The sequence below is a fragment of the Microbacterium sp. B24 genome, assembly GCF_000333415.1.
Lineage (GTDB): Bacteria > Actinomycetota > Actinomycetes > Actinomycetales > Microbacteriaceae > Microbacterium.
The window spans coordinates 23,952-44,458 of sequence record NZ_BADB01000436.1 but is presented as its reverse complement, the minus strand read 5'-3'; the positions used below and the strand labels follow the sequence as shown (position 1 = coordinate 44,458).

Genomic DNA, 20,507 nt, shown 5'->3' with positions numbered 1-20,507 from the left:
AGCTCGGTCCCGGGGATCCTCTAGAGTCCAGACCCTCTTCCAGAAGGCGGGCCTCGATCCGGACAAGCCCCCGACCACGTGGGATGAGCTCAAGGCTGATGCGAAGAAGATCCTCGACGCCACCGGCATGCCCGGGTACGACCTGTATACGCAGGCCGGCGACAACGGCGAGGGTCTGACCTGGAACTTCCAGGTCAACCTGTGGCAGGCGGGCGGCGAGTTCCTCACTGCCGACAACTCGGCGGCGGCCTTCAACACCCCAGAGGGTGCGAAGGCCCTGCAGTACTGGGTCGATCTGATCTCCTCCGGCGCCAGCCCCTACGCCCGGTGGGGCGAGTTCGAGAAGGGGCAGGGTGGGTCCGCGCAGGAGGGCTCGTGGATGGTCGGCATCTGGGCCGCCGACCCACCGTTCGAGTTCGGCGCCGCGCAGGTGCCGTATCCGAAGGATGGTGCCCCGGCGACCAATCTCGGCGGCGAGCAGGCGATGGTCTTCCAGAACTCCGACGCCAAGACGAAGGCGGCGGCCGACTTCCTGGGATGGTTCCTCCAGCCCGCGCAGGTCACCGATTGGAGCGAGAAGACCGGCATGCTCCCCGTGCTGAACTCGGTAGCCACCGGCTCGGATTACCTCGGCTGGGTGGATAAGACTCAGCCCCTGCTGCGACCGTTCGTCGAGCAGATGGCTGTCGCTCACGCCCGGCCCAACACGCCCCTCTACCCCCAGATCTCGCTCGCGTTCGCGCAGCAGATCGAGAAGGCGCTCGCGGGCGAGGCGACGGTGTCCGACGCGTTGGCAGCGGCAGAGAAAGCCGTCAACGCCGTCATCGCAAAGGGCTGAGCGCTGCGGTGACGATCACAACCCGAGGGACCCGCCCGACGTCTGCGACGTCGGGCGGGTCCCACCCCCGCGTCAGACATCGCTACGACCGCGAGCAGGTGTTCACGGCGGCGCTGTTTCTCGCGCCCGCCCTCGTCGTGTTGGCGATCTTCGTCCTCTACCCGATCGTTTCGGCCGGGTACATCAGTCTCACGGCCTGGAACGGCTTCGACCCCACGAAGGAGTTCATCGGTGTCGGCAACTACCTCCGGCTGTCGCAGGATCCCGAGTTCTGGAACAGCCTCTTCGTCACCGTCCTCTACGCGACGGGTGTCTGCGTCCTGAGCGTCGTCACGGGGCTCGCGGTGGCCCTGCTGCTCGACGCGCCCTTGCGCGGGCGCGGTCTCTACCGGGGGATCTACTTCCTCCCCGCGGTCACGTCATCGGTCGCGGCCGCCATCGTCTGGCGCTACATGCTCGACCCGTCGGGCTTCGTCAATGCGCTCCTTGCTCAGATCGGCATCGACGGGCCGGACTGGCTGCAGGACCGCTGGCTCGCGTTGGGGGCACTCACCCTGTTGACGGTCTGGAAGAACATCGGGTTCAACGCGGTGTTGTACCTGACGGCGATGCAAGCCCTCCCGCACGGCATCTACGAGGCCGCTCAGCTGGACGGTGCGTCGGCACGACAGCGGCTGCGGTTCCTGACGATTCCGCTGCTGTCGCCCATGACGTTCTTCGTGGTGGTCCAGGCGCTCATCACCAGCTTCCAAGCGTTCGACCTGGTCTACGTCCTCACCGAAGGTGGCCCGCGCGGCGGCACGGATGTGCTGGGGATGTTCATGTACCGGACGGCGTTCCGGCTCGGGGACTTCGGCTACGGCACGGCTATCGCGTTCGTGACGCTGCTGCTCGTGCTCGGAGTGACCCTCGTGCAGTGGCGGGTCAGCGGCTCGGGGAAGGACACGCGATGAGGCAATCGCTCGGTGCACGCGCGGCGCGCCACATCGTCCTGATTCTGGGGGCCGTGGTCGTGGTCGTCCCGTTCCTGTGGATGTTCACGACGTCGCTCCTCAGTCGTGCGGAGACCTACACCAACACATCGATCCTGCCGACGTCGTGGCACTGGGAGAACTACGTCAGAGCCTGGCAGGCTGCGCCGTTCGCCCAGTACTACCTCAACAGCATCATCATGACCGTGGGCATCGTGCTCGGACACCTCGTCCTCGACGCGCTCGCGGCCTACGCGTTCGCGCGCCTGCGTTTCCCGCTACGCAATACGCTCTTCGTGGTCCTGCTCGCGATGCTGCTGATCCCGACGTTCGTGACCGTGATCCCCGCGTACGCCATCGTGGCCGATCTTGGATGGATCGACTCGTACGCCGGATTGATCGTGCCGCGCCTGGCCGACGTGTTCGGCATCGTGCTGCTGCGCCAGTACTTCTCGACGATTCCGACCGAGCTCGAGGATGCCGCGCGCATCGATGGCTGCAGCCGGATCGGCACCTTCTTCCGCATCATCGTGCCACTGTCGAGGCCCGCGTTCGCCACCCTCGCGATCTTCAGTTTCCTCTTCGCGTGGAACGACTTCCTTTGGCCGCTGCTCGTCACCAACACCGATGACTTCCGCACGATCCAGATCGGGCTCTCGTCGTTCGTCGGTCGCTACGGCACGAGCTGGAACTACCTCATGGCGGGCACGCTCACGGCGACCATCCCCGCCATCGTGGTGTTCCTCGTCTTCCAGCGCGCGCTCGTGCGCGGCATCTCCACCACAGGACTCAAGGACTGACCATGACCGCTCCCGACTGGCTCGCCGATGCCGTCTTCTACCAGATCTTCCCCGACCGCTTCGCCAATGCGGATCCTTCGCTGAACCCGCCGGACGTGGTGGCCTGGGATGCCGAGCCGACGCGCGACAACTTCTTCGGCGGAGATCTTGCCGGCATCCGCGCACGCCTGGATCACATCGCCGCAGTGGGAGCGAACGCGATCTACCTCACGCCGATCTTCGAGGCAGGTACCAACCATCGCTACGACGCGGTCGACTACTTTCGTATCGACCATCGTCTCGGCGACCTCGATGCGTTCCGATCACTCATCGACGATGCTCACGCGCGCGGCATCCGCGTCGTGCTCGATGCCGTGCTCAACCATTGCGGCGATGGGCACTGGGCATTCCGTGACGTCGTCGAACGTGAGGCGGCCTCCCCTTACGTGAACTGGTTCTCCGTCGAAGGCTTTCCGGTGAACGTCGAAGAGGGCAACCCCAACTACCGCACGTGCTCCGGCTGCTGGTACCTCCCCAAGTGGAACACCTACAACCCCGAGGTGCGCGCGCACCACGGCGATGTGGCGCGCTACTGGATCGACCAGGGAATCGACGGGTGGAGGCTCGATGTCCCGTACTTCATCAACCAGAGCTTCTGGCGCGAATTCCACCGGATCGTGAAGGACCGCGACGATGACCTCTACATCGTCGCGGAGGAGTGGCGCGAGCCCGAGCAGTGGCTCACGGGTGACCTCGCCGACGGGACCATGAACTACACCCTGCGCGACCTGGTGCTCGGTTTCACCGCGGATCGTACGATCGACGGCTTCGCGTTCGCGGAGGGGATGAATCGCCTGCGTGCTCGCATCCCGGAGGGATTCCATCGCGGAATGCTCAACCTGCTCGGCAGCCACGACACGGAACGCCTGCTGACGCGACACGGCGACGACGAGCAGTCGGCTCTCGCTGCGTTCACGCTGTTGTTCGCCGCCGAGGGAGCGCCCATGCTCTATTACGGCGACGAGGTCGGCATGCGCGGGCAGAACGATCCGGGATGCCGGGCGGGCATGGTGTGGGATCGCAAGCGCTGGTCGACGGCCCTGTACGAGGGTGTCCGTGCGCTTGCGCGACGGCGAGCGCAGTGGCCGGCGCTGCGTCGCGGAACGCAGCAGGTGTCGGCGCTGGATGCCGACACCGTCCTCGTGTCGCGTCTCTGGGAGGATGAGCAGGTGGTGGCGATCGTGCATCGGGGGCAGGGCATCGACGTCGACCCGGCGGCGCACGCCGAGCTGCGCGGAGATCAGGACTGGACGGTCGTCGACGTCGACGGAGACGCCTCGGCCCGGAACTGGCGCATTCGCGCCGGTGGCGCGCTGATGGCACGCCGCCCATTCGGCGGGGCCGGCGCATGAACCGGCGACCGACGATGCAGGACGTCGCGGACCGCGCCAAGGTCTCGAAGTCGGCCGTCTCTTTGGCCTACAACGACCCGCGGAAGCTCTCTGCGACGACGCTCGAGAACATTCTCGCCGCGGCGTCCGAGCTCGGGTACTCCCAGGACCCGGCCGCCCGGATGCTGCGTCGGCGCCGTACCGACAGCCTCGGTCTGCTGCTGCCGCAGCAACTCGACCGCGTTCTGGAAAACCCCTACTACACGCTCTTCATGCAGGGGATCGGGCAGGTGTGTCAGCGCGAGGGCTTCACTCTGCTGCTGGCTCCGCCCCTGCGCGGATCGATGCTCAAAGCCATCCCCTACGCGGCCGTGGATGGCTTCATCGTTTGCGGTCTGGAGTTCGATCGGGGCGAAGTGACGGCGCTGCAACAGCGGGGAGTGCCTTTCGTGCTTGTCGACAGTGAGGATCACGATGGTGTCTCCCGCGTCGACATCGACGATGGTGCGGCGATGGAGGAAGTCGTCGACTTCCTCGTCGGTCTCGGACATCGCCGATTCACCTTCGTCGCCTTCGAGACGGAGGCCGATGGGGGCCGCGCGGCGTGGCGGGGCGCCGTCCGACAGCGTCTGGACGGGGCGGTCCGCGCGTTGGCGAAGGTCGGTATCGACTTGTTGGACGACGGGATCGACATCGTCGAAGCGCCCAACACGCGTGCCGGCGGCGCGTCCGCATTCCGTCGCGCATGGGAGGCATCTCGTCGTCCGACGGCCATCGTGGCGTTCAGCGACATCCTGGCCGTGGGCGTGCTCGACGGTGCGCGAGAGGCGGGGGTGGACGTTCCGCGCGACCTGTCCGTCTCGGGATTCGACGACCTCATCGAAGCGGGATGGACGCGACCGACTCTCACGACAGTGCGCCAGCCGATCGTCTCGAAGGGCCGGTTGGCGGCGGAGTATCTCGTGGAGGCTATCGCCGCGTCAGACGAAACGACGATCGACGTGCATCAGCGGCGGTTGAGCACGGCGCTGCTGGTTCGCGAGTCCACGGGCCCGGCGCCCGCCGGGTAGGCGGCGTCCTCACGGCAGGCGCGACCGGTCGGTGCGCACCGGCCGGTAGTCGTCGGTGATGAGGGCGCGAACGGTCGCGCCGACCGATACGACGATGACGAGTGCGAGAACGAGGAAGAAGATGAGCATGGCAGAAAAGCTATGCCCGTAGCCGGAGAGTCACGAGTGGCAGAACTGCTCAAAGGGGTAGGATTCCTGCCATGAAGACCATCGCCTGCGTCGTCCAGCCCGGTTTCGCTCCCTTCGAGTTCGGTCTGGCCTGCGAGGCGTTCGGGCTCGATCGGTCGGACGACGGCATCCCGAACTTCGACTTCCGCGTCGTCGCGCCCGACCCGGGCGCGGTGCCGAGCAACCTGCGCTTCTCGATCAACGTCGACGACGATCTGTCGTTCGCCGACGAGGCCGATCTCGTCGTCATCACCCCGATCCCGCGCGACCAGTGGGCACACGTGGACGAACGCGTGTCCGCCGTGGTGCGCCGCGCCGTCGAGCGAGGCGCCTGGGTGCTCACGGTCTGCAGCGGCTCGTTCGTGGTGGCGGCTGCCGGGGTGCTGGATGGACGGCGTGCGACGACCCATTGGCGCTACGCCGACACGATGGCCGAGATGTATCCGCGCATCGACGTCGACCCCAACGTTCTGTACGTCCAGGACGGGCGCATCATCACCAGCGCCGGCACGGCAGCGGGGCTGGACGCATGCCTTCACCTGCTGCGCCTCGAGCTCGGCGCCGAGATGACCAACACGATCGCGCGCCGCATGGTCGTCCCTCCCCAGCGCGACGGGGGCCAGGCGCAGTTCATCGCGAAGCCGCTGCCCGAATCCACGTCGCTCTCGCTCACGCCGGTCACCGAGTGGATGCTCGAGAACCTCACCCTCGATCTGTCGGTGGATCAGCTCGCCGCCCGTGCTCACATGTCACCGCGCACCTTCGCGCGTCGATTCAAAGCCGACTACGGCACGACGCCGGCGGCCTGGCTGGGACGCCAGCGGATCATCCACGCACAGCGTCTGCTCGAGCAGACCGACCTGGGCCTGGACGCCATCGCGTCGGCGTGCGGCTTCGGGTCGGCGGCCGTGCTGCGGCAGAACTTCGGGCGCACTCTGGGGCTGACGCCCACCGCCTACCGCGCGCGCTTCACGTGCACGACGCCGGTGCCTGCAGATCTGGAGGCGATGGCCTCCTGATCGCGGCCTCAGGCCAGGCGGATCGTACGGGCCAGTTCGTCGACCACCGGGTCGAGAGCCTCGGCGAGAGGGAGGTCGGAGCTGGCGGTCATCACCACGATGTCGCGCTCGCCGGTGCGCCAGACCCAGTTGGTGGCTCGGACGATCGCGTCGGCCTCGGTGCGCACCCATCGCGTGGATTTGATCCCCGCGCCGAGATGCTCGGAGTCGAACGGGACGACCTCGGGCTCGCGCACTGCAGGTCCCTGCTTCTCATGCGTGAGGTCGATCAGTGCGACGTCGTCGCGACGCGGCATGTCGTAGACGTCGACGATGGCGTGCGGTGCGGTGATGTTCGGTAGATGCACGAAGCGGATCGTTCCCGATCGGTTGCTGCGCATGGCGCCGACCAGGTAGGCCCGCAGCCAGTCGACCAGCTCTGCGGGTGCGGCCGTGCGGCCTTCGCCGCCGAAGGCGCGTGCGACGGCATCCGCCCACTGCTCCTCGTCGCCGAACGACTCCCAGGGGAAGAGGTTCGGCACGTAGACCCAGCGGTCCAGGTCGTAGTCCATGTCGATGGCCATGAGGTTCCTCTCAGTCCCAGCGAAGCGTCTGCAGCAGCAGATCGCCGAGCTCCGCGAGGGCGTCGACGATCGGCGCGAGTTCGGGGTCGACCGTGCCGCTGATCGTGCAGATCGCGACCAGCTGCCGGTCGCTATCGGGAATCGGCCATCGGAAGCGCACTCTCATCAACGGTGCCATCTCGTCGGCTCTTGTGGGCACGGCGAACCTCTCGGTCGCTCGAACGGCCTCGCCTGCGGATGTCGTCACGGTCTCGCTGATCTCGGATGCCGAGGGCTCCGGGTCGTCGACGGCGGGTGCCGTGCCGGTGCTGATCGCGATCGCCAGCGACACCGGCGCGCGCCACGGCACGCCCATCGGCACGATGAGGTCGAGTACGCCGGCCTCGCGGGCGCTGCGCGCAGCGGCGACCAGCTGAGCGGCGGTCCGGTCGATCTGCGGGCCGTAGCTGTCGCGAGGCAGGTCGCGATAATGCCGACGGACGAGGGCGGTGATCTCGTCATCCGTGGAGTGGGCGACGGGGATGAGCAGGAAGCCCGGCGGCAGCACGAGCCGGTAGCGCGGGGGCGCGATCTCGTTCATGGTGTCCTTCACTGCCCCGGCGGACGGCGCTGCATCCGGTTGCGATTCCAGTCCCACGGGCGGCGCGGGGCGCGACGCACGATCTCTTTCGGCGGCACCACCGTACCGTCGTCGTCTCTGTACTCCCGCCACGTTCGCGGCAGCAGGCGCAGTCCGCTCAGCAGCATGCGTGCGACGGTGACGAGGATCAGGAAGAACTGGATGAACACGAGGTTGTCGACCCCGAAGAAGTTGACGCGACCCTCGTGGGCTTCCGCCGCCCCGGCGGCTGCGGCGATGTAGAGCGTCGTGCTGAAGGTCAGCACGAGCACCGTCAGAAGTGTGCTCCGCGTGGTTGCCCGCGGACCCCGCAGGGGCAGTGGCAGCGACCCCAGGGCCAACACCACGAGCAGCAGGGTCATGGGGTAGGCCGCCCACCACGGTGGCATGAAGGCGGGAAAGCTGTCGGGCACGGTGCCCTTGCTCACGAACGAACCGGTCACGAGCTGTCCGACCAGCAAGCCGATCGTCGGGAGTGCACCGAAGACGATCCAGAGGATGGTGGCGAGGAAGAGGCCGTCCCCGAAGCGGGCCTCCCATGCCACGCGGCGTTCGAGCGTCACGGGGTGGAGGCGGAGCGCCAGTCCGCTCCCATCGGCGCCTCGAACAGCCCCGGAACGAATCCGTACACCTCGTTGAGGCCGGTCGTGAGGGTACCCAGCGGTGTCTGGACCCCGGTCTGGTCCTGAACCCAGTTGACCAGCTGGTCGCTGCGGTTGATCCCGATTCCGACCAGGTTGTAGGAGTCGAGCGACGAGCCGATCTTGCCCATCGTCCCGACGACTCCCTTCAGGCTGTCGACGCCGCTCGTCACGAGGTTGTCGATGGCGCCGCCGGCGCCGAGCCGCGCCTGCGACGCGATCTGGTCGAACTCGGAGATGATGATGCTGTCCGACTCGCGGATGCCCTTGATGGCGTCGTCGCCCCAGTGCGTGACGACCTGTGCGAAGTTCGGCCGTGCCGACAGGACGCTCGCGCTCTCCTCGGCCACCATCCGCAGCGGCTGGCGGATCGATCCCACCAGGCCCCGATCGAGCAGATTGCCGATGACCTGGCGCGCGCCGTTGCCCCACACCATCCCGGGGCTGCGCACCGCGAGTGTGGCCGCGCGGCCGCCGCGCAGGGCGACGGTGCCGAGTTTGATGCCGGCCAGCGCGGCGCTGCCGACGCCGAAGGTCAGCACGCCGATGGCGTCCAGCGCGAAGTCGAACCACGATCCGTCGCCCGATGATGCGAGGAGGAAGCTCAGCCCCATCGACAGGACGGCGAGCCCCAGGGCGATGGGTGCGAGCACGGGGAAGAAGATCGACAGCACGCCGACGATGGCGGTGACGACCGTCAGAATGTCCTGNACGACCTTCAGCCACTCCGCGTTCTGGTTCACCCAGTCCAGGACGTTGTCCCACCACGAGTCGTTGAGCGAATCGCTGGACACCGTCTGCGAGATCGTGGATGCCGCGGCGTCGCCGGCCCGCTGCACGCGCTGGAGCGCGGCATCGTAAGCGGCCTGTGCCTGCGATAGATCACTCGCGGCCGTCGTGCTCATCGAGGAGTAGCGACGCGCGGCATCCGTCGCCTCCGCGAGCTCGTTCGGGTCGACGGTCTGCTGCGTGGCCTCGCGAGCCTCCGAGAGGTTGCGCTGCGCGTACATGTGCCGACGCTGGGCGTCGTCGTGCGCGGCGATGGCCCCGGCCGCCTGCTGCTGCGCCTGCTCGAGTTCGTTCGCGAAGTCGGACAGCGCGGAGCCGGCCACTTCGTACCGCTCGCGGATGCGGGAGAGGTAGGTCTTCGTGTCGCCGATCGTCCCAGCCAGCGCATCGACCGCGTCGCTCGTCTCCTGCTGCGACGCGTCGATCACCGCTTGCAGCATCTCGACCGCTTCCGACACCGCGCGGGCCGTGGAACTGTATCGCGAGGCGTGCCCGCGGATGCCGGCGACATCGCCGCCGATCGGTGCCATGCTCATCCGTTGCTCCCGTCCGTGAGCTTGTCGGCCAGCTGGCCGTCGACGCCTTCGAACGCGTCGGCGGCGCCATCCGCGCGCTTCTGGAGCTGGTCCACGCGATCCGCGAGGTCTTTGCGCCGCCGGTCCCACCCCGAGGTGAACTCATCCACGGCGGAGGCGAGCCCGGCGTGCGGGATCATCCCCGCCAGGTCGCGCGCATCGCCGTCCGCGGCGGTGAGGGTGCCGTGGACGGTCGCGAGCTGGTTCGCGAGGTTTCGGAGGTTCTCCGTATTGACGACGAGATCGGCCACGTCGTCACTTTAGGTGAGCCCCGGCGTCGTCGCGATGGGGAGGACTGCCCATCGCGCGGCCCCTTGCCGCCCGCATCACGTTTTGATAAAGTTGAGTCCAGATGGCTCAAGTTTGAGCCTCGCAGATTTCAAGGAGAAGTGATGAACGCACAGCCCCAGCCCGGGCAGGAGGAGCAGCAGAGCGCGCTCGAACAGTTCGGGATCAATCTCACCGACCGCGCCCGGCAGGGCAAGCTCGATCCGGTGATCGGACGCGACAGTGAGATCCGGCGGGTCAGCCAGGTGCTCACCCGTCGCACGAAGAACAATCCCGTCCTCATCGGCGAGCCCGGCGTCGGCAAGACGGCGGTGGTCGAGGGCCTCGCCCAGCGCATCGTCGCCGGCGACGTGGCCGAGTCGCTCAAGGACAAGGAGCTCGTCTCGCTCGACATCTCCGCGCTCGTCGCCGGTGCCATGTACCGCGGACAGTTCGAGGAGCGGCTCAAGAGTGTGCTCAAAGAGATCACCGAGTCCGAGGGTCGCATCATCACCTTCATCGACGAGCTGCACGTGCTCATGGGCGCCGGAGGTGGCGAGGGATCGGTCGCCGCCTCCAACATGCTCAAGCCGATGCTCGCGCGCGGCGAGCTCCGCCTCATCGGCGCGACGACGCTCGACGAGTATCGCGAGTTCATCGAGAAGGATGCGGCGCTGGAGCGTCGCTTCCAGCAGGTGTACGTCGGTGAGCCCAGCGTCGAGGACACCGTCGCGATCCTGCGCGGCCTCAAGGAGCGCTACGAGGCACACCACAAGGTCGCCATCGCCGACGGCGCGCTGGTGGCCGCGGCATCCCTGTCGAATCGCTACATCCCCTCGCGTCAGTTGCCCGACAAGGCCATCGACCTGATCGACGAGGCCGCGTCGCGCCTGCGCATGGAGATCGACTCCGCACCGCTCGAGATCGATGAGCTGCGCCGCCACGTCGACCGCCTCAAGCTCGAAGAGCTGGCCCTCAAGCGCGAGAAGGATGCCGCGTCGAAGGAGCGCCTGGCGACGCTTCGCGAAACCCTCAAGGTCGAACAGGCCCGCCTCGACGAGCTGCAGGCGCGATGGGAGCGCGAGCGCGCTTCGCTGAACGCGGTCGGTGACCTCAAGACGCGCCTGGACCAGGCGCGCGTCGAGGCGGAGCGCGCCCAGCGCGAGGGCAATCTCGAGAAGGCCTCGCGGCTGTACTACGCCGAGATTCCGGCGCTGGAGCGACAGGTCGCGCAGGCCGAGAACGCGGAGGCCGCCGAGGGCGGCGAGCGGATGGTGGGTGACCAGGTGACGGATGCCGATATCGCCGCCGTCATCGCCGCGTGGACCGGCATCCCCGTCGGACGCCTGCTGCAGGGCGAGAGCGAGAAGCTCGTGCACCTCGAGGCCGAGCTCGGCAAGCGCCTGATCGGCCAGAAGGACGCCGTGAAGGCGGTGTCCGATGCGGTGCGCCGCTCGCGCGCCGGCATCAGCGACCCGAACCGGCCGACGGGCTCGTTCCTCTTCCTCGGACCCACGGGTGTCGGCAAGACCGAACTGGCCAAGGCGCTCGCCGAGTTCCTCTTCGACGACGAGCGCGCGATGGTGCGCATCGACATGAGCGAGTACGGCGAGAAGCACTCCGTCGCGCGTCTGGTCGGCGCCCCTCCGGGCTACATCGGGTATGAGCAGGGCGGTCAGCTCACCGAGGGCGTGCGCCGCCGTCCCTACTCGGTGGTGCTGCTCGACGAGGTCGAGAAGGCCCACCCCGAGGTGTTCGACATCCTCCTGCAGGTGCTCGACGACGGCCGGCTCACCGACGGTCAGGGGCGCACGGTCGACTTCACCAACACGATCCTGATCCTGACGTCGAACCTCGGCTCGCCGATCCTCATCGACCCGACGCTGACGCTCACGCAGAAGCGCGATCAGGTGATGGCGCTCGTGCGCACGGCGTTCCGCCCCGAGTTCCTCAACCGGCTCGATGACATCGTGATGTTCCAGGCGCTCAGCCAGGACGACCTGGCTCAGATCGTTGAGCTCTCGGTCGATGCTCTGCAGCGACGGCTGCGCGATCGTCGGCTTACTCTGGCGGTCACCCCCGACGCGCGGGCGTGGCTCGCCGAACGCGGGTACGACCCGATCTTCGGGGCCCGTCCGCTGCGTCGCCTCATCCAGTCCGAGATCCAGGACCGGCTCGCGATGGCGCTGCTCTCGGGCGGTGTCCGAGACGGCGACCTCGTGCGCGTCGACGTCGCCGCCGACGGCTCGAGTCTCGTGCTCACCAGCGCGGGAGCGGCGCCCGACGAGAGCGGGGATGCCGCGGCATCCGACGATGACGACGTGATCGAGGCCGAGCTGCTCGACGACTGACGACCTGCGAAAAACCACTCCGCACGCGAAAAACCACTCCTGCACGGGTTTCTCGTGCGGGGAGTGGTTTCTCGCGGGGCGGGGCGGGGTGTCGGGGGAGGCGCCGCGCGTCAGTCGTTGACGATGAGCGACTCCGCGATGGGGCGACGCGCGCGCGGGGCGAGCTCGCGCTCGCGCAGCGCCTCGGGAGCGGCGTCGATGTCGCCGAGGGCGCCGACGGCCATCACGGTCACGGCCACGAGGTCGTCGCCGAAGCCGAACGCCGCGGCGATAGCGTCACGGTCGAAGCCGCCCATCTGGTGGGTGTGCAGGCCCGAGGCGTGCGCCTGGACCGTGAAGTGGGCGGCCGCCTGGCCGGTGTCGTACGCGGCCCACGGCAGCGGCTTGCCGTCGAGCGCGGCGGCCGATGCGAAGACGACGAGAGCGGCGGCGTCTGCAGCCCACGACTGGTTGAAGCCCATCAGGGCGTCCACGATCTGCGCGTGCGCGGCCGAGCCGCGGCGGGCGACCACGAAGCGCCACGGCTGCGTGTTGTTGGCGGAAGGTGCCCAGCGGGCCGCCTCGAGCGCGCTGGCGAGCGCATCCTCGTCGATCGGCGTCGCGGGGTCGAAGATGCGGGTGCTCCAGCGCTCGGCGAGGACGTCGAGAATCGGCGCGTCGGTGTCGGCGGGGTGTGCGGCGATGGTGCTCATGGTCGTCTCCTGAAGAAGGATGAAGGACGGTTTGTCGGTGGGACGCCATCGGCCCGGTCGATGCAACCGTATGGAACCGACGTCTTGTTCCCGTCAGGACCTATGAGTTTGCTGGCGGCGGAAGGATGCCGGAACTTCCGCGCTCATGACGGCGCCCGGCGCCCCTGCGTCTCGTTAGCGTGGCGTCATGACCACCATCGCGACGGCCGACCTGTACGACGAGCGCGGGGACGCACTGGACTCGCTCGCCCTGCAGCTGCACGACTTCGGCGGACGGGCGGCGTTCGACGGCCCGGTCCGCACGATCCGGTGCCACCGTGACAACGCGCTCGTCAAGGCGACGCTCGCGACCCCGGGCGAGGGCGCCGTGCTCGTGATCGACGGCGGCGGCTCGCTGGAATCGGCGCTCGTGGGCGACCTGATCGCGGCATCCGCGGTCGCGAACGGTTGGGCCGGCCTCATCGTGCACGGCGCGATCCGCGACCGGGTTGCGATCGCCGCGCTCGATCTCGGTGTCAAGGCCCTCGGCTCGAACCCCCGCAAGAGCGCCAAGGCGGGCGTCGGCGAGCTCGACGTGCCGGTGGAGATCGCCGGCGTCGTGTTCCGTCCCGGGGCCCATGTCTGGGCGGATGCCGACGGCGTGCTCGTGGAGCGCTGACACGCGGCGGAGGCATCGACTGGCAGACTGATCCCGGAAACCGGGGGCCGTGCGCCCGAGACAGCCGAGGAGAGGTGAACGGTGCCGCTGATCTTCCTGCTGGGCTTCGTGGTGATCGGTCTGTGGTCGGTCGTCGCTCATCGTTTCGAACGCACCGGCGTGGCCGGTCCGGCCGTGCTCGCTCTCGCCGGAGCAGTGCTCGTGCTCATCGACGTCACCGGCTTCTCCGATGCGGTGGGCAGTGACGCCGCCGAGCACGTCGTGGAGCTGATCCTCGCCGTGCTGCTGTTCGTCGATGCGTGCGAGGTGAGCGGGGGCGTCTTCGGCGGCGAAGGGCGAACGATCGCGCGCCTCGTGCTCGTCGCCCTGCCGCTGTCGATCTTGGCGGTCGTGGTGAGCGGACTGTTCCTGCTGCCCCATCTCAGCGTCTTCATCCTCATCGTCGTCGCGTGCGTCATCATGCCGACCGACTTCGCGCCGGCGGCGACGCTGCTGCGCTCGCCGCGCATCCCCGCCCGGGTGCGCCAGATCTTGAATGTCGAAAGCGGCTACAACGACGGGTTGGTCTCGCCGGTGTTCGCCATGGCGCTGGCCGCGGCGATCGCCTGGCCGACGATCCTGGCGGCCGTCAACTCCGACACCCTGTCACCCGAGAACGAATCGCAGCTCGAAGAGCGGTTGGGGGAGTTCTTCGAGGCCTTCTTCGGGGCCGTTCCCGCCACCGCGATCGCGATTGTCGTCGGCGCGGTCATCGGCGGTGTCTTCGGCGTGTGCGTGCGATGGGCCTCGCGCCGCGGCTGGGCCGACGCCCCCGGCATCCGCTACGTCATGCTTCTCGTTCCCCTCATCGCCTTCGGCGTCGCGACACTCAGCAGCGTCGCGGCGAACGGCTTCGTCGCGGCGTTCGTCGCCGGCATCGTCTATCGCATCGCACGGACCAAGCGCACCGACGAGCGCACGATCCCGCACCCCGAGATCCTTCTCGTCGAAGAAGCCGGCACCCTCGCCGCCAACATCGTGTGGTTCGTCCTGGGAGCGATGACCACCGTCGTCATCATCAACGGCGTGGACTGGCGCCTGCTCGTGCTCGTCGTCCTGGCGTTGACGTTGTTCCGTATCGTGCCGGTGTACCTGTCGATGCTGGGATCGCCCGTGCCCTGGGGGTCGCGCACCCTCATCGGGGTCGTCGGCCCACGCGGCACCGCGACGATCGTCTTCGGGCTGCTCGCCTTCAACAAGCTGCCCGACGCGGAGGCCTACGACGTCCTCGCGATCATGGTGTTCACCGTCGTCGGCAGCATCCTGCTGCACGGCATCGCGGTTCCTCAGTTCGTCAATCGACGGATGCCGGTGCTCGCGCCGCCCGCGAAGGCACCGGCATCCGCCGATCACTGACCCGTCTCGGGGTGCGTCCTCGTCATCCGGCGAGCGCCTCGGAGAGCTTGACGCGCGCCCCCATGCGCAGCAGCGAGTTCTGATAGATCTTCGCGCCCACCCAGATGGCCGCCGCGCAGGTGACCAGCATGACCCCGAGCGACAGCAGCGGCTCCCACCACTGCGCGTCCCCGAGGAAGATGCGCACGGGCATGCCGACGGGGGCCGAGAACGGCACGTAGGACATGATCGTCATCACCAGCGGATTGTCGTTGAAGAAGATGACGAGGAAGTACGGCGCCATCACCAGCATGGTCAGCGGTGTCGTCGTCGAGCCGATGTCCTCCATCCGCGACACCATCGCCGCAGCCGCGGCGAACAGCGCGGCGAGCAGGATGAATCCGAAGAGGAAGAAGACGGCGAACCAGGCGATGGGGGCGCCGAGCCCGGCGAGCAGACTGCTTTGGCCGGTCGCCGTGAAGCCGATGATCGCGATCGCCGCGAGGCCGATGATCTGGCCCATCGCGAGGATCGTGTTGCCGATGACCTTGCCGGCGAGCAGCGCCCGCACGGGTACGGCCGAGATGAGCAGTTCGACGACGCGCGTCTGCTTCTCCTCCACGACCGACTGCGCGATCGTCGAGCCGAAGGTCAGCGCCGCCATGAAGAAAATGAGCCCGAATCCGAGCGCGACCAGGTACCGCAGTCCCGGGTTCACACCCGACGGGTCGAGCAGCTCCACCTGGGGGGTGAGGCTCAGCGCCTGGAGGAGCGACGAGGGAGCTGTGTCCTTCGCGACGACGGTGTACTCGAACGGCGCGGCGCCGCCCGGGATCAGTGCGGCGTCGACCGTGCCGTCCTGCACCAGAGCTCGCGCCGCATCGGCGTCGGCAACCTCGGTCGACTTCACGAGCGGGTTCTCGGCGACCGAAGCCGCGGTGTCGGCGGTGACGGCGACGGGGGTGCGGCTGTCGGACTGTGCCGAGAAGCCTCCCCACAGCACACCGACGAGCGCGAGCACGAAGAGGATGCCGGTGGAGATGAGATAGGCCTTGCTGCGCAGCTTGGATCCCACCTCGCGTTCGGCGACGAGCCACGTGCTCTGGGCGAAGGACGGAGCGCTGACGTTCACTGGATGACCTCCTTGAAGATCTGGGCGAGAGAGGGCTGCTGGGGGGAGAAGCTCGCGACATCGCCGGAGGAGACCGCGCGCTGCAGCACGCGCTGCGCGGCGGCATCCCCGTCGACGTCGAAGAGTGCATAGCCGCCGTCGAAGGAGAGCACATCGACTCCGGGCTCGTCGCGGAGCCAGCCGAGATCGCCCCCGGAGATCAGCTCGTAACGGTGCTGGGCGTGCTCGGCGCGGAGGGCGTCGCGCGTGCCCGCCGCGCGGATCGTGCCGTCCGCGATGATGACCAGGTCGTCGCAGAGCCGTTCGACGACGTCGAGCTGGTGCGACGAGAACAGGACGGCCGCGCCCTGAGCCGCACGCGCCTGCAGCACGCCCGCGACGACGTCCACCGCGAGGGGGTCCAGACCCGAGAAGGGCTCGTCGAGGATGAGCACCTGCGGGTCGTGCACGAGAGCGGCGGCGATCTGAGCGCGCTGCTGATTGCCGAGCGAGAGGGTCTCGACGTTGTCGCGGAGGCGTTCGCCGAGACCGAGCTCCACGAGCAGCGCCTCGGCGCGCGCGGTGGCCTCGGCCTTGTCGAACCCGTGCAGACGGGCGAGGTAGACGATGTGCTCCAGAACCCGCATCTTCGGGTACAGCCCGCGCTCCTCGGGCATGTAGCCGAACAGGCGTCGGTCGGACGCGGTGACGGGCGCGTCGTCGAGGGTGACCTCGCCGCTGTCGCGGCCGAGCACGCCGAGCACGATGCGCATGGTCGTCGTCTTGCCCGCGCCGTTGCCGCCCACGAATCCGGTCAGACGTCCCGACGGAACCCGGAAGCTCACGTCGTCGAGCACTCGCTTTACGCCGTAGCTCTTGGTGATGCCGTTCAGTTCGAGCATGTTCTCCTCCTCTGCGTGCCGATGACTCCACGTTAGGAAGGGCGGATGCCGCAGACCTCCCCCCTGGGGCGGGAATCCGCAGCGTGATCCGGTGCGCGGCGGCATCCGCCGGATGACCATCTCCCCCGTGCGGGGGAGCGGTCGGGCGGAGTAATCACGGCGCAGAACCGCGGCGCACTCGGCGAACTCCCAGGAACGGGTAACACGGCGTCCACCATTTGCTCAGGCGGCTTCTCCTAAACTCTGTCGAGTGACGAGCGCTCCTGAGGTGACCCGCGCCCTCGGCGCCCGTGTATCCGACCGTGCCCGCGAGTGGTGGCCCCGCGCCCTGCACTTCGCGTTCACCCGTCGAGGCCTGCTCATCGGCTTCGCCGTCGTGCACGCCCTGTTCTTCCTCGCCCTGCTGAAGGTGATGATCTTCGGCGGAACCGAGGGCGACCTGCCGCTGTACCGTCTGTGGGCGGAGCAGGCGGCCCACGGGCACTGGCCCGTGATCGACATGCCGTGGGTCTACCCGGCCGGCGCTCTGGCGCCGATCATGGCCGCGATCGTCGCCGGCCCCTGGAACTACCAGCTCGTCTGGCTTCTGATGATGGTGGGAGCGAACTTCTTCGCCGTCCTCGCGCTCACCGACAATCTGCGCAACCGCAAGGGCTACGTCGCCGCCTGGTACTGGCTTGCGATCCAGGTCTTGCTCGCGCCCGTGTCGATGCTGCGTCTCGAGGGCTTCGCCGCGCCGCTGGCCATCGCCGGTCTCGTCTGGCTCGTTCGTCGGCCGTTCATCGCCGGCGTGCTGATCGCCGCCGCGACCTGGATCAAGGTCGCCCCGGCTGCTCTGGCCGCCGCCGCTGTTGCGGTCTCGTCGTTGCGTATGCGCATCATCGCCGGTGGACTGGCCCTGAGCGCGGCGATCGCCGGTGTCGTGGTCGCCTTCGGCGGTGCGTCGAACCTGTTCAGCTTCGCGACCATCCAAGGCGACCGTGCGCTGCAGCTCGAGGCTCCCGTCGCGACGCCGTGGGTGTGGGCGACGGTGCTGGGTCTTCCCGGTGCTCAGATCCACCAGAACTACGTGCTCGCGACGCGTGAGGTCGCCGGTCCCGGCGCCACCGCCGCGGGCGTGCTGGTCGGCTACGCCATGCCGATCGCCTTCATGGTGATCCTCGTGCTGCTGTGGCGTGCGCGTCGTCGCGCGCTTCAGGAGGGTGCCCTCTCCCGTATCGGGGAGCAGCACCTCATCCTTCGCGGCGCGTTCGCGCTGACGTCGGCGCTCATCGTGTTCAACAAGGTCGGCTCGCCCCAGTACATGCTGTGGCTCGCGCCCGTCGTCGCCGCCGGTCTGCTGATCGACCGCAAGGCCTGGACGTCGATCGCCGTTTGGCTCGCGGTCACGTGCTTCCTGACGACGCTCGTGTTCCCGGTGCTCTACCTCCCGCTCATCGACGCGCATCCGTTCGCGGCCGGTGTGCTGCTCGCCCGCAACGTGCTGCTGGTCGGCATGTTCGGCTGGAGCCTCGTGGTGCTGTGGCGTCCCGACGCGACCCTGGTCTCGCTGCGCGAGCGCCTGGCGCGCGCCGCGACGACGGCCACCACCGGCTCCATCCCGGTCGCCGCTCGCTGACGAGGCCTCACCACCGACCGCGCCTCGCGGGCGGTGTGCGTCGACCGTGTCGGCTCAGACCATGCCGTGCCGGTGTGCGTAGACCACGGCGGCCACGCGGTCTCGCGCTCCGAGCTTCTGCAGCACGTTCGACACGTGCGTCTTGACGGTCGCCTCGCCGATGAACAGGGCGGCGGCGATCTCGGCGTTGCTGTAGGCCTCGGCGAGCAGACGCAGCACCTCGCGCTCGCGCTCGGTGAGCTCGACGGGCGGAGCTGTCCGCTCCGGCGCCGATGATGCCGGCGGCTGCGCCGATGACGGCGCGGCGGCGACCCCGGTGTCGGTGTCGCGGGCGGATGCCGCAAAGCGCTCGATGACGCGGCGGGTCACGGCCGGCGCCAGCAGGGCATCGCCCGCGGCAGCGACGCGCACCGCCGTGACGAGTTCTTCCGGACCGGCGTTCTTGAGCAGGAAGCCGCTCGCGCCCGCGTGCAGGGCTTGGAAGAGATAGTCGTCACGGTCGAAAGTGGTCACCACGACCACGACCGCGTCGATCGACGGGTCGGCCACGATCCGTCGGGTCGCCTCGAGTCCGTCCATGTCCGGCATCTGCACGTCCATGCAGATCACGTCAGGGTGCAGCGAGGATGCGGCGGCCACGGCCTCAGCGCCCGTCCCGGCTTCCCCGACGACCACGATGTCGCTCTGGGCCTCCAGGATCATGCGGAACCCCGCCCGCATCACGGCGTGGTCGTCGACGAGCAGCACCCGCACCGGCGCGCTCATCGCGGCCCCGCGCTGACCGGTGTCGGGGGCGCGATTCTCGTCGTGCCGAGTCTGGCGGGTACCCGCGCCCGAACGACGAAGCCGCCGCGGGTGCGCGGACCCGCCTCGAGGGTGCCGCCCGATGCGGCTGCACGCTCGCGCATGCCGACGATGCCGAGTCCCGTGCGCCCGGCCACCTGGGCGCGGCCGCGGTTGGCGACCTCCAGCTCGACGTGGTCGTCGTCGAATCGCAGCCGGACATCGGCCGCGGCATCCGGACCTCCGTGACGCCGCGCGTTGGTGAGCGCCTCCTGGGCGATGCGGTACAGGTTCACCTGCACGAGCTCGGGCAGATCGATCGGGTCACCGACCACCGCGAACGTCGTGGGCATGCCGTTGTCGTTCGCGTGTGCGACGAGGTCGGGGATCGACTGCAGGCGCACCGTCGAGGCGGCGGGGGTGTCGGCGTCGGGGGTGCGGAGGGTCTCGAGCAGCTGGCGCAGCTCGGTGAGCGCGTCGCGGGCGGACGACTCGACGGTGACCAGTGCCTCGCGCGCCGCCGCCGCGTCGTGGTCCAGCACCGTGCGCGCGGCCCCTGCCTGCACACCCATGGCGGAGACATGGTGGGCGACGACGTCGTGCAGTTCACGGGCGATACGGACGCGATCCAGGGCGACCGCCTGGGCGGCGGTGATCTCGCGTTCGCGTTCGAGTTCGGCGGTGCGCTCTTCGAGCACCGCGCGCGCACGGGCGTCGGCCCAGGCGCGCTCTCCGAAGAAGTACGCGCCGCCGAAGTAGGCCGCGTTCACGAGGAACTGGATGATCATGTACGCGGCGAACGGGGAGAACAGGCCCGCCCGGGAGGGCCCGTCGCCGTCCGGATCGATCGCGCTCTGGAAGGTCACCACGAGAAGCCAGATGAACATGCCCGCGATCACCGCGAGCCGCACGACGGTTGCGCGCCGGCGGTCGCTCACCCACGCCCCGACGGTGTACATGGCGATGAACAGGGCCACGTTGCCGACGTAGATCTCCGGGATGCGTACCGAGACACCGACGAAGAATGCGAGCGCGACGACGATGAGCGTCGCTTCGGGAAAGCGCCGGCGCAGGGCCAGAGGGAGAGTGAGGGCGGCGACGTACACGAGCGCCCAGCCGAAGGCGGGGGTGTTCTCGCCGTAGAAGCCTGCCACCGTGCCCAGCCACGCGCTGATCACGGCACTGATCAACAGTGCGAGCGCGAGCCACACATCGTTGCGACGCTGCGCGGGCGTGGTCGTGCGGACGAGGGCGGCGGAGCTCATCCTTCCACGCTAGGGGCAGCCGGATGCCGCGGCATCCCCCCTGAGAGGGAGAGGGTCTCGACC

The 20,507-nt window shown here is 68.6% G+C and carries 19 protein-coding genes; 10 read left to right on the top strand and 9 right to left on the bottom strand.

Going from position 1 to position 20,507, the window contains the following annotated elements; all coding sequences use genetic code 11:
• From I5I_RS13080 to I5I_RS13055, 6 genes are all read left to right on the top strand, one after another.
• On the top strand, positions 1 to 838 hold an 838-nt coding region (locus tag I5I_RS13080; protein ID WP_036320489.1), incomplete at its 5' end, for an extracellular solute-binding protein.
• Between the two features lie 98 nt (positions 839 to 936).
• Positions 937 to 1,791, top strand: coding sequence for a carbohydrate ABC transporter permease (locus tag I5I_RS13075; protein ID WP_183043581.1), 855 nt, complete (start codon positions 937 to 939; stop codon positions 1,789 to 1,791).
• Positions 1,788 to 2,609 (top strand): carbohydrate ABC transporter permease, encoded by an 822-nt coding sequence (locus I5I_RS13070; RefSeq protein WP_036320471.1) that lies wholly within the window; start codon positions 1,788 to 1,790, stop codon positions 2,607 to 2,609. The genes I5I_RS13075 and I5I_RS13070 overlap by 4 nt, the downstream gene beginning before the upstream one ends.
• 2 nt (positions 2,610 to 2,611) lie before the next feature.
• Positions 2,612 to 4,000, top strand: a complete 1,389-nt coding sequence (locus I5I_RS13065) for a glycoside hydrolase family 13 protein (RefSeq protein ID WP_036320468.1) — start codon at positions 2,612 to 2,614, stop codon at positions 3,998 to 4,000.
• Complete coding sequence (locus tag I5I_RS13060; RefSeq protein WP_036320465.1) at positions 3,997 to 5,049, top strand: LacI family DNA-binding transcriptional regulator; 1,053 nt, start codon at positions 3,997 to 3,999, stop codon at positions 5,047 to 5,049. Before I5I_RS13065 ends, I5I_RS13060 begins: the two co-directional genes overlap by 4 nt.
• 200 nt (positions 5,050 to 5,249) lie before the next feature.
• Entirely contained in the window at positions 5,250 to 6,236 is a 987-nt protein-coding gene (locus I5I_RS13055) for a GlxA family transcriptional regulator (RefSeq protein ID WP_036320462.1), read from the top strand.
• An 8-nt stretch (positions 6,237 to 6,244) separates the two neighbouring features.
• On the opposite strand, the gene I5I_RS13050 is transcribed toward I5I_RS13055, so the two are convergent.
• From I5I_RS13050 to I5I_RS13030, 4 genes are all read right to left on the bottom strand, one after another.
• Positions 6,245 to 6,799, bottom strand: a complete 555-nt coding sequence (locus tag I5I_RS13050; protein ID WP_036320459.1) for a hypothetical protein — start codon at positions 6,797 to 6,799, stop codon at positions 6,245 to 6,247.
• A gap of 10 nt (positions 6,800 to 6,809) precedes the next feature.
• Positions 6,810 to 7,379: a hypothetical protein gene (locus tag I5I_RS13045; RefSeq protein WP_036320456.1), complete on the bottom strand. Its 570-nt coding sequence runs from the start codon at positions 7,377 to 7,379 to the stop codon at positions 6,810 to 6,812.
• Positions 7,380 to 7,387: 8 nt separating this feature from the next.
• Positions 7,388 to 7,981 carry a hypothetical protein gene (locus I5I_RS13040; protein ID WP_036320452.1) on the bottom strand — a complete coding sequence of 198 codons (594 nt, stop codon included), beginning with the start codon at positions 7,979 to 7,981 and terminating at the stop codon, positions 7,388 to 7,390.
• Positions 7,982 to 9,380: 1,399 nt separating this feature from the next.
• Positions 9,381 to 9,674 (bottom strand): type VII secretion target, encoded by a 294-nt coding sequence (locus I5I_RS13030; RefSeq protein ID WP_036320446.1) that lies wholly within the window; start codon positions 9,672 to 9,674, stop codon positions 9,381 to 9,383.
• A 141-nt stretch (positions 9,675 to 9,815) separates the two neighbouring features.
• Between I5I_RS13030 and I5I_RS13025 the strand changes: the two genes are divergently transcribed.
• Entirely contained in the window at positions 9,816 to 12,041 is a 2,226-nt protein-coding gene (locus I5I_RS13025; RefSeq protein WP_083868028.1) for an ATP-dependent Clp protease ATP-binding subunit, read from the top strand.
• A gap of 110 nt (positions 12,042 to 12,151) precedes the next feature.
• Here I5I_RS13025 and I5I_RS13020 read toward each other — a convergent pair whose 3' ends face one another.
• Positions 12,152 to 12,733: a nitroreductase family protein gene (locus I5I_RS13020; RefSeq protein ID WP_036320443.1), complete on the bottom strand. Its 582-nt coding sequence runs from the start codon at positions 12,731 to 12,733 to the stop codon at positions 12,152 to 12,154.
• A gap of 187 nt (positions 12,734 to 12,920) precedes the next feature.
• Here I5I_RS13020 and rraA point away from each other — a divergent pair, with 187 nt between their 5' ends.
• Positions 12,921 to 13,391, top strand: a complete 471-nt coding sequence (gene rraA / locus I5I_RS13015) for a ribonuclease E activity regulator RraA (RefSeq protein ID WP_036320440.1) — start codon at positions 12,921 to 12,923, stop codon at positions 13,389 to 13,391.
• Between the two features lie 81 nt (positions 13,392 to 13,472).
• Entirely contained in the window at positions 13,473 to 14,786 is a 1,314-nt protein-coding gene (locus I5I_RS13010) for a cation:proton antiporter domain-containing protein (RefSeq protein WP_036320437.1), read from the top strand.
• Positions 14,787 to 14,808: 22 nt separating this feature from the next.
• Here the strand turns inward: I5I_RS13010 and I5I_RS13005 are convergent, their stop codons facing one another.
• Positions 14,809 to 15,897 (bottom strand): ABC transporter permease, encoded by a 1,089-nt coding sequence (locus I5I_RS13005; protein ID WP_036320434.1) that lies wholly within the window; start codon positions 15,895 to 15,897, stop codon positions 14,809 to 14,811.
• Positions 15,894 to 16,778: an ABC transporter ATP-binding protein gene (locus I5I_RS13000; RefSeq protein ID WP_036320432.1), complete on the bottom strand. Its 885-nt coding sequence runs from the start codon at positions 16,776 to 16,778 to the stop codon at positions 15,894 to 15,896. Before I5I_RS13000 ends, I5I_RS13005 begins: the two co-directional genes overlap by 4 nt.
• A 250-nt stretch (positions 16,779 to 17,028) precedes the next feature.
• On the opposite strand from I5I_RS13000, the gene I5I_RS12995 reads away from it, so the two are divergent.
• Complete coding sequence (locus I5I_RS12995) at positions 17,029 to 18,396, top strand: hypothetical protein (RefSeq protein ID WP_239498485.1); 1,368 nt, start codon at positions 17,029 to 17,031, stop codon at positions 18,394 to 18,396.
• 54 nt (positions 18,397 to 18,450) lie between these two features.
• Here the strand turns inward: I5I_RS12995 and I5I_RS12990 are convergent, their stop codons facing one another.
• Both I5I_RS12990 and I5I_RS12985 read right to left on the bottom strand, forming a co-directional pair.
• Positions 18,451 to 19,161 carry a response regulator gene (locus I5I_RS12990; RefSeq protein ID WP_036320423.1) on the bottom strand — a complete coding sequence of 237 codons (711 nt, stop codon included), beginning with the start codon at positions 19,159 to 19,161 and terminating at the stop codon, positions 18,451 to 18,453.
• The gene (locus I5I_RS12985; protein WP_036320420.1) at positions 19,158 to 20,444 is read right to left on the bottom strand and encodes a sensor histidine kinase; all 1,287 of its coding nucleotides are present in this window, start codon (positions 20,442 to 20,444) and stop codon (positions 19,158 to 19,160) included. Before I5I_RS12985 ends, I5I_RS12990 begins: the two co-directional genes overlap by 4 nt.
• Positions 20,445 to 20,507 lie beyond the last annotated feature (63 nt).

Bases quoted from the DNA above. Each gene is read 5' to 3' on its own strand.
- I5I_RS13070 (WP_036320471.1), top strand. From the start codon at position 1,788: ATGAGGCAATCGCTCGGTGCACGCGCGGCGCGCCACATCGTCCTGATT.
- I5I_RS13065 (WP_036320468.1), top strand. From the start codon at position 2,612: ATGACCGCTCCCGACTGGCTCGCCGATGCCGTCTTCTACCAGATCTTC.
- I5I_RS13060 (WP_036320465.1), top strand. From the start codon at position 3,997: ATGAACCGGCGACCGACGATGCAGGACGTCGCGGACCGCGCCAAGGTC.
- I5I_RS13055 (WP_036320462.1), top strand. From the start codon at position 5,250: ATGAAGACCATCGCCTGCGTCGTCCAGCCCGGTTTCGCTCCCTTCGAG.
- I5I_RS13050 (WP_036320459.1), bottom strand. From the start codon at position 6,799: ATGGCCATCGACATGGACTACGACCTGGACCGCTGGGTCTACGTGCCG.
- I5I_RS13045 (WP_036320456.1), bottom strand. From the start codon at position 7,379: ATGAACGAGATCGCGCCCCCGCGCTACCGGCTCGTGCTGCCGCCGGGC.
- I5I_RS13025 (WP_083868028.1), top strand. From the start codon at position 9,816: ATGAACGCACAGCCCCAGCCCGGGCAGGAGGAGCAGCAGAGCGCGCTC.
- I5I_RS13020 (WP_036320443.1), bottom strand. From the start codon at position 12,733: ATGAGCACCATCGCCGCACACCCCGCCGACACCGACGCGCCGATTCTC.
- rraA (WP_036320440.1), top strand. From the start codon at position 12,921: ATGACCACCATCGCGACGGCCGACCTGTACGACGAGCGCGGGGACGCA.
- I5I_RS13000 (WP_036320432.1), bottom strand. From the start codon at position 16,778: ATGCTCGAACTGAACGGCATCACCAAGAGCTACGGCGTAAAGCGAGTG.
- I5I_RS12990 (WP_036320423.1), bottom strand. From the start codon at position 19,161: ATGAGCGCGCCGGTGCGGGTGCTGCTCGTCGACGACCACGCCGTGATG.
- I5I_RS12985 (WP_036320420.1), bottom strand. From the start codon at position 20,444: ATGAGCTCCGCCGCCCTCGTCCGCACGACCACGCCCGCGCAGCGTCGC.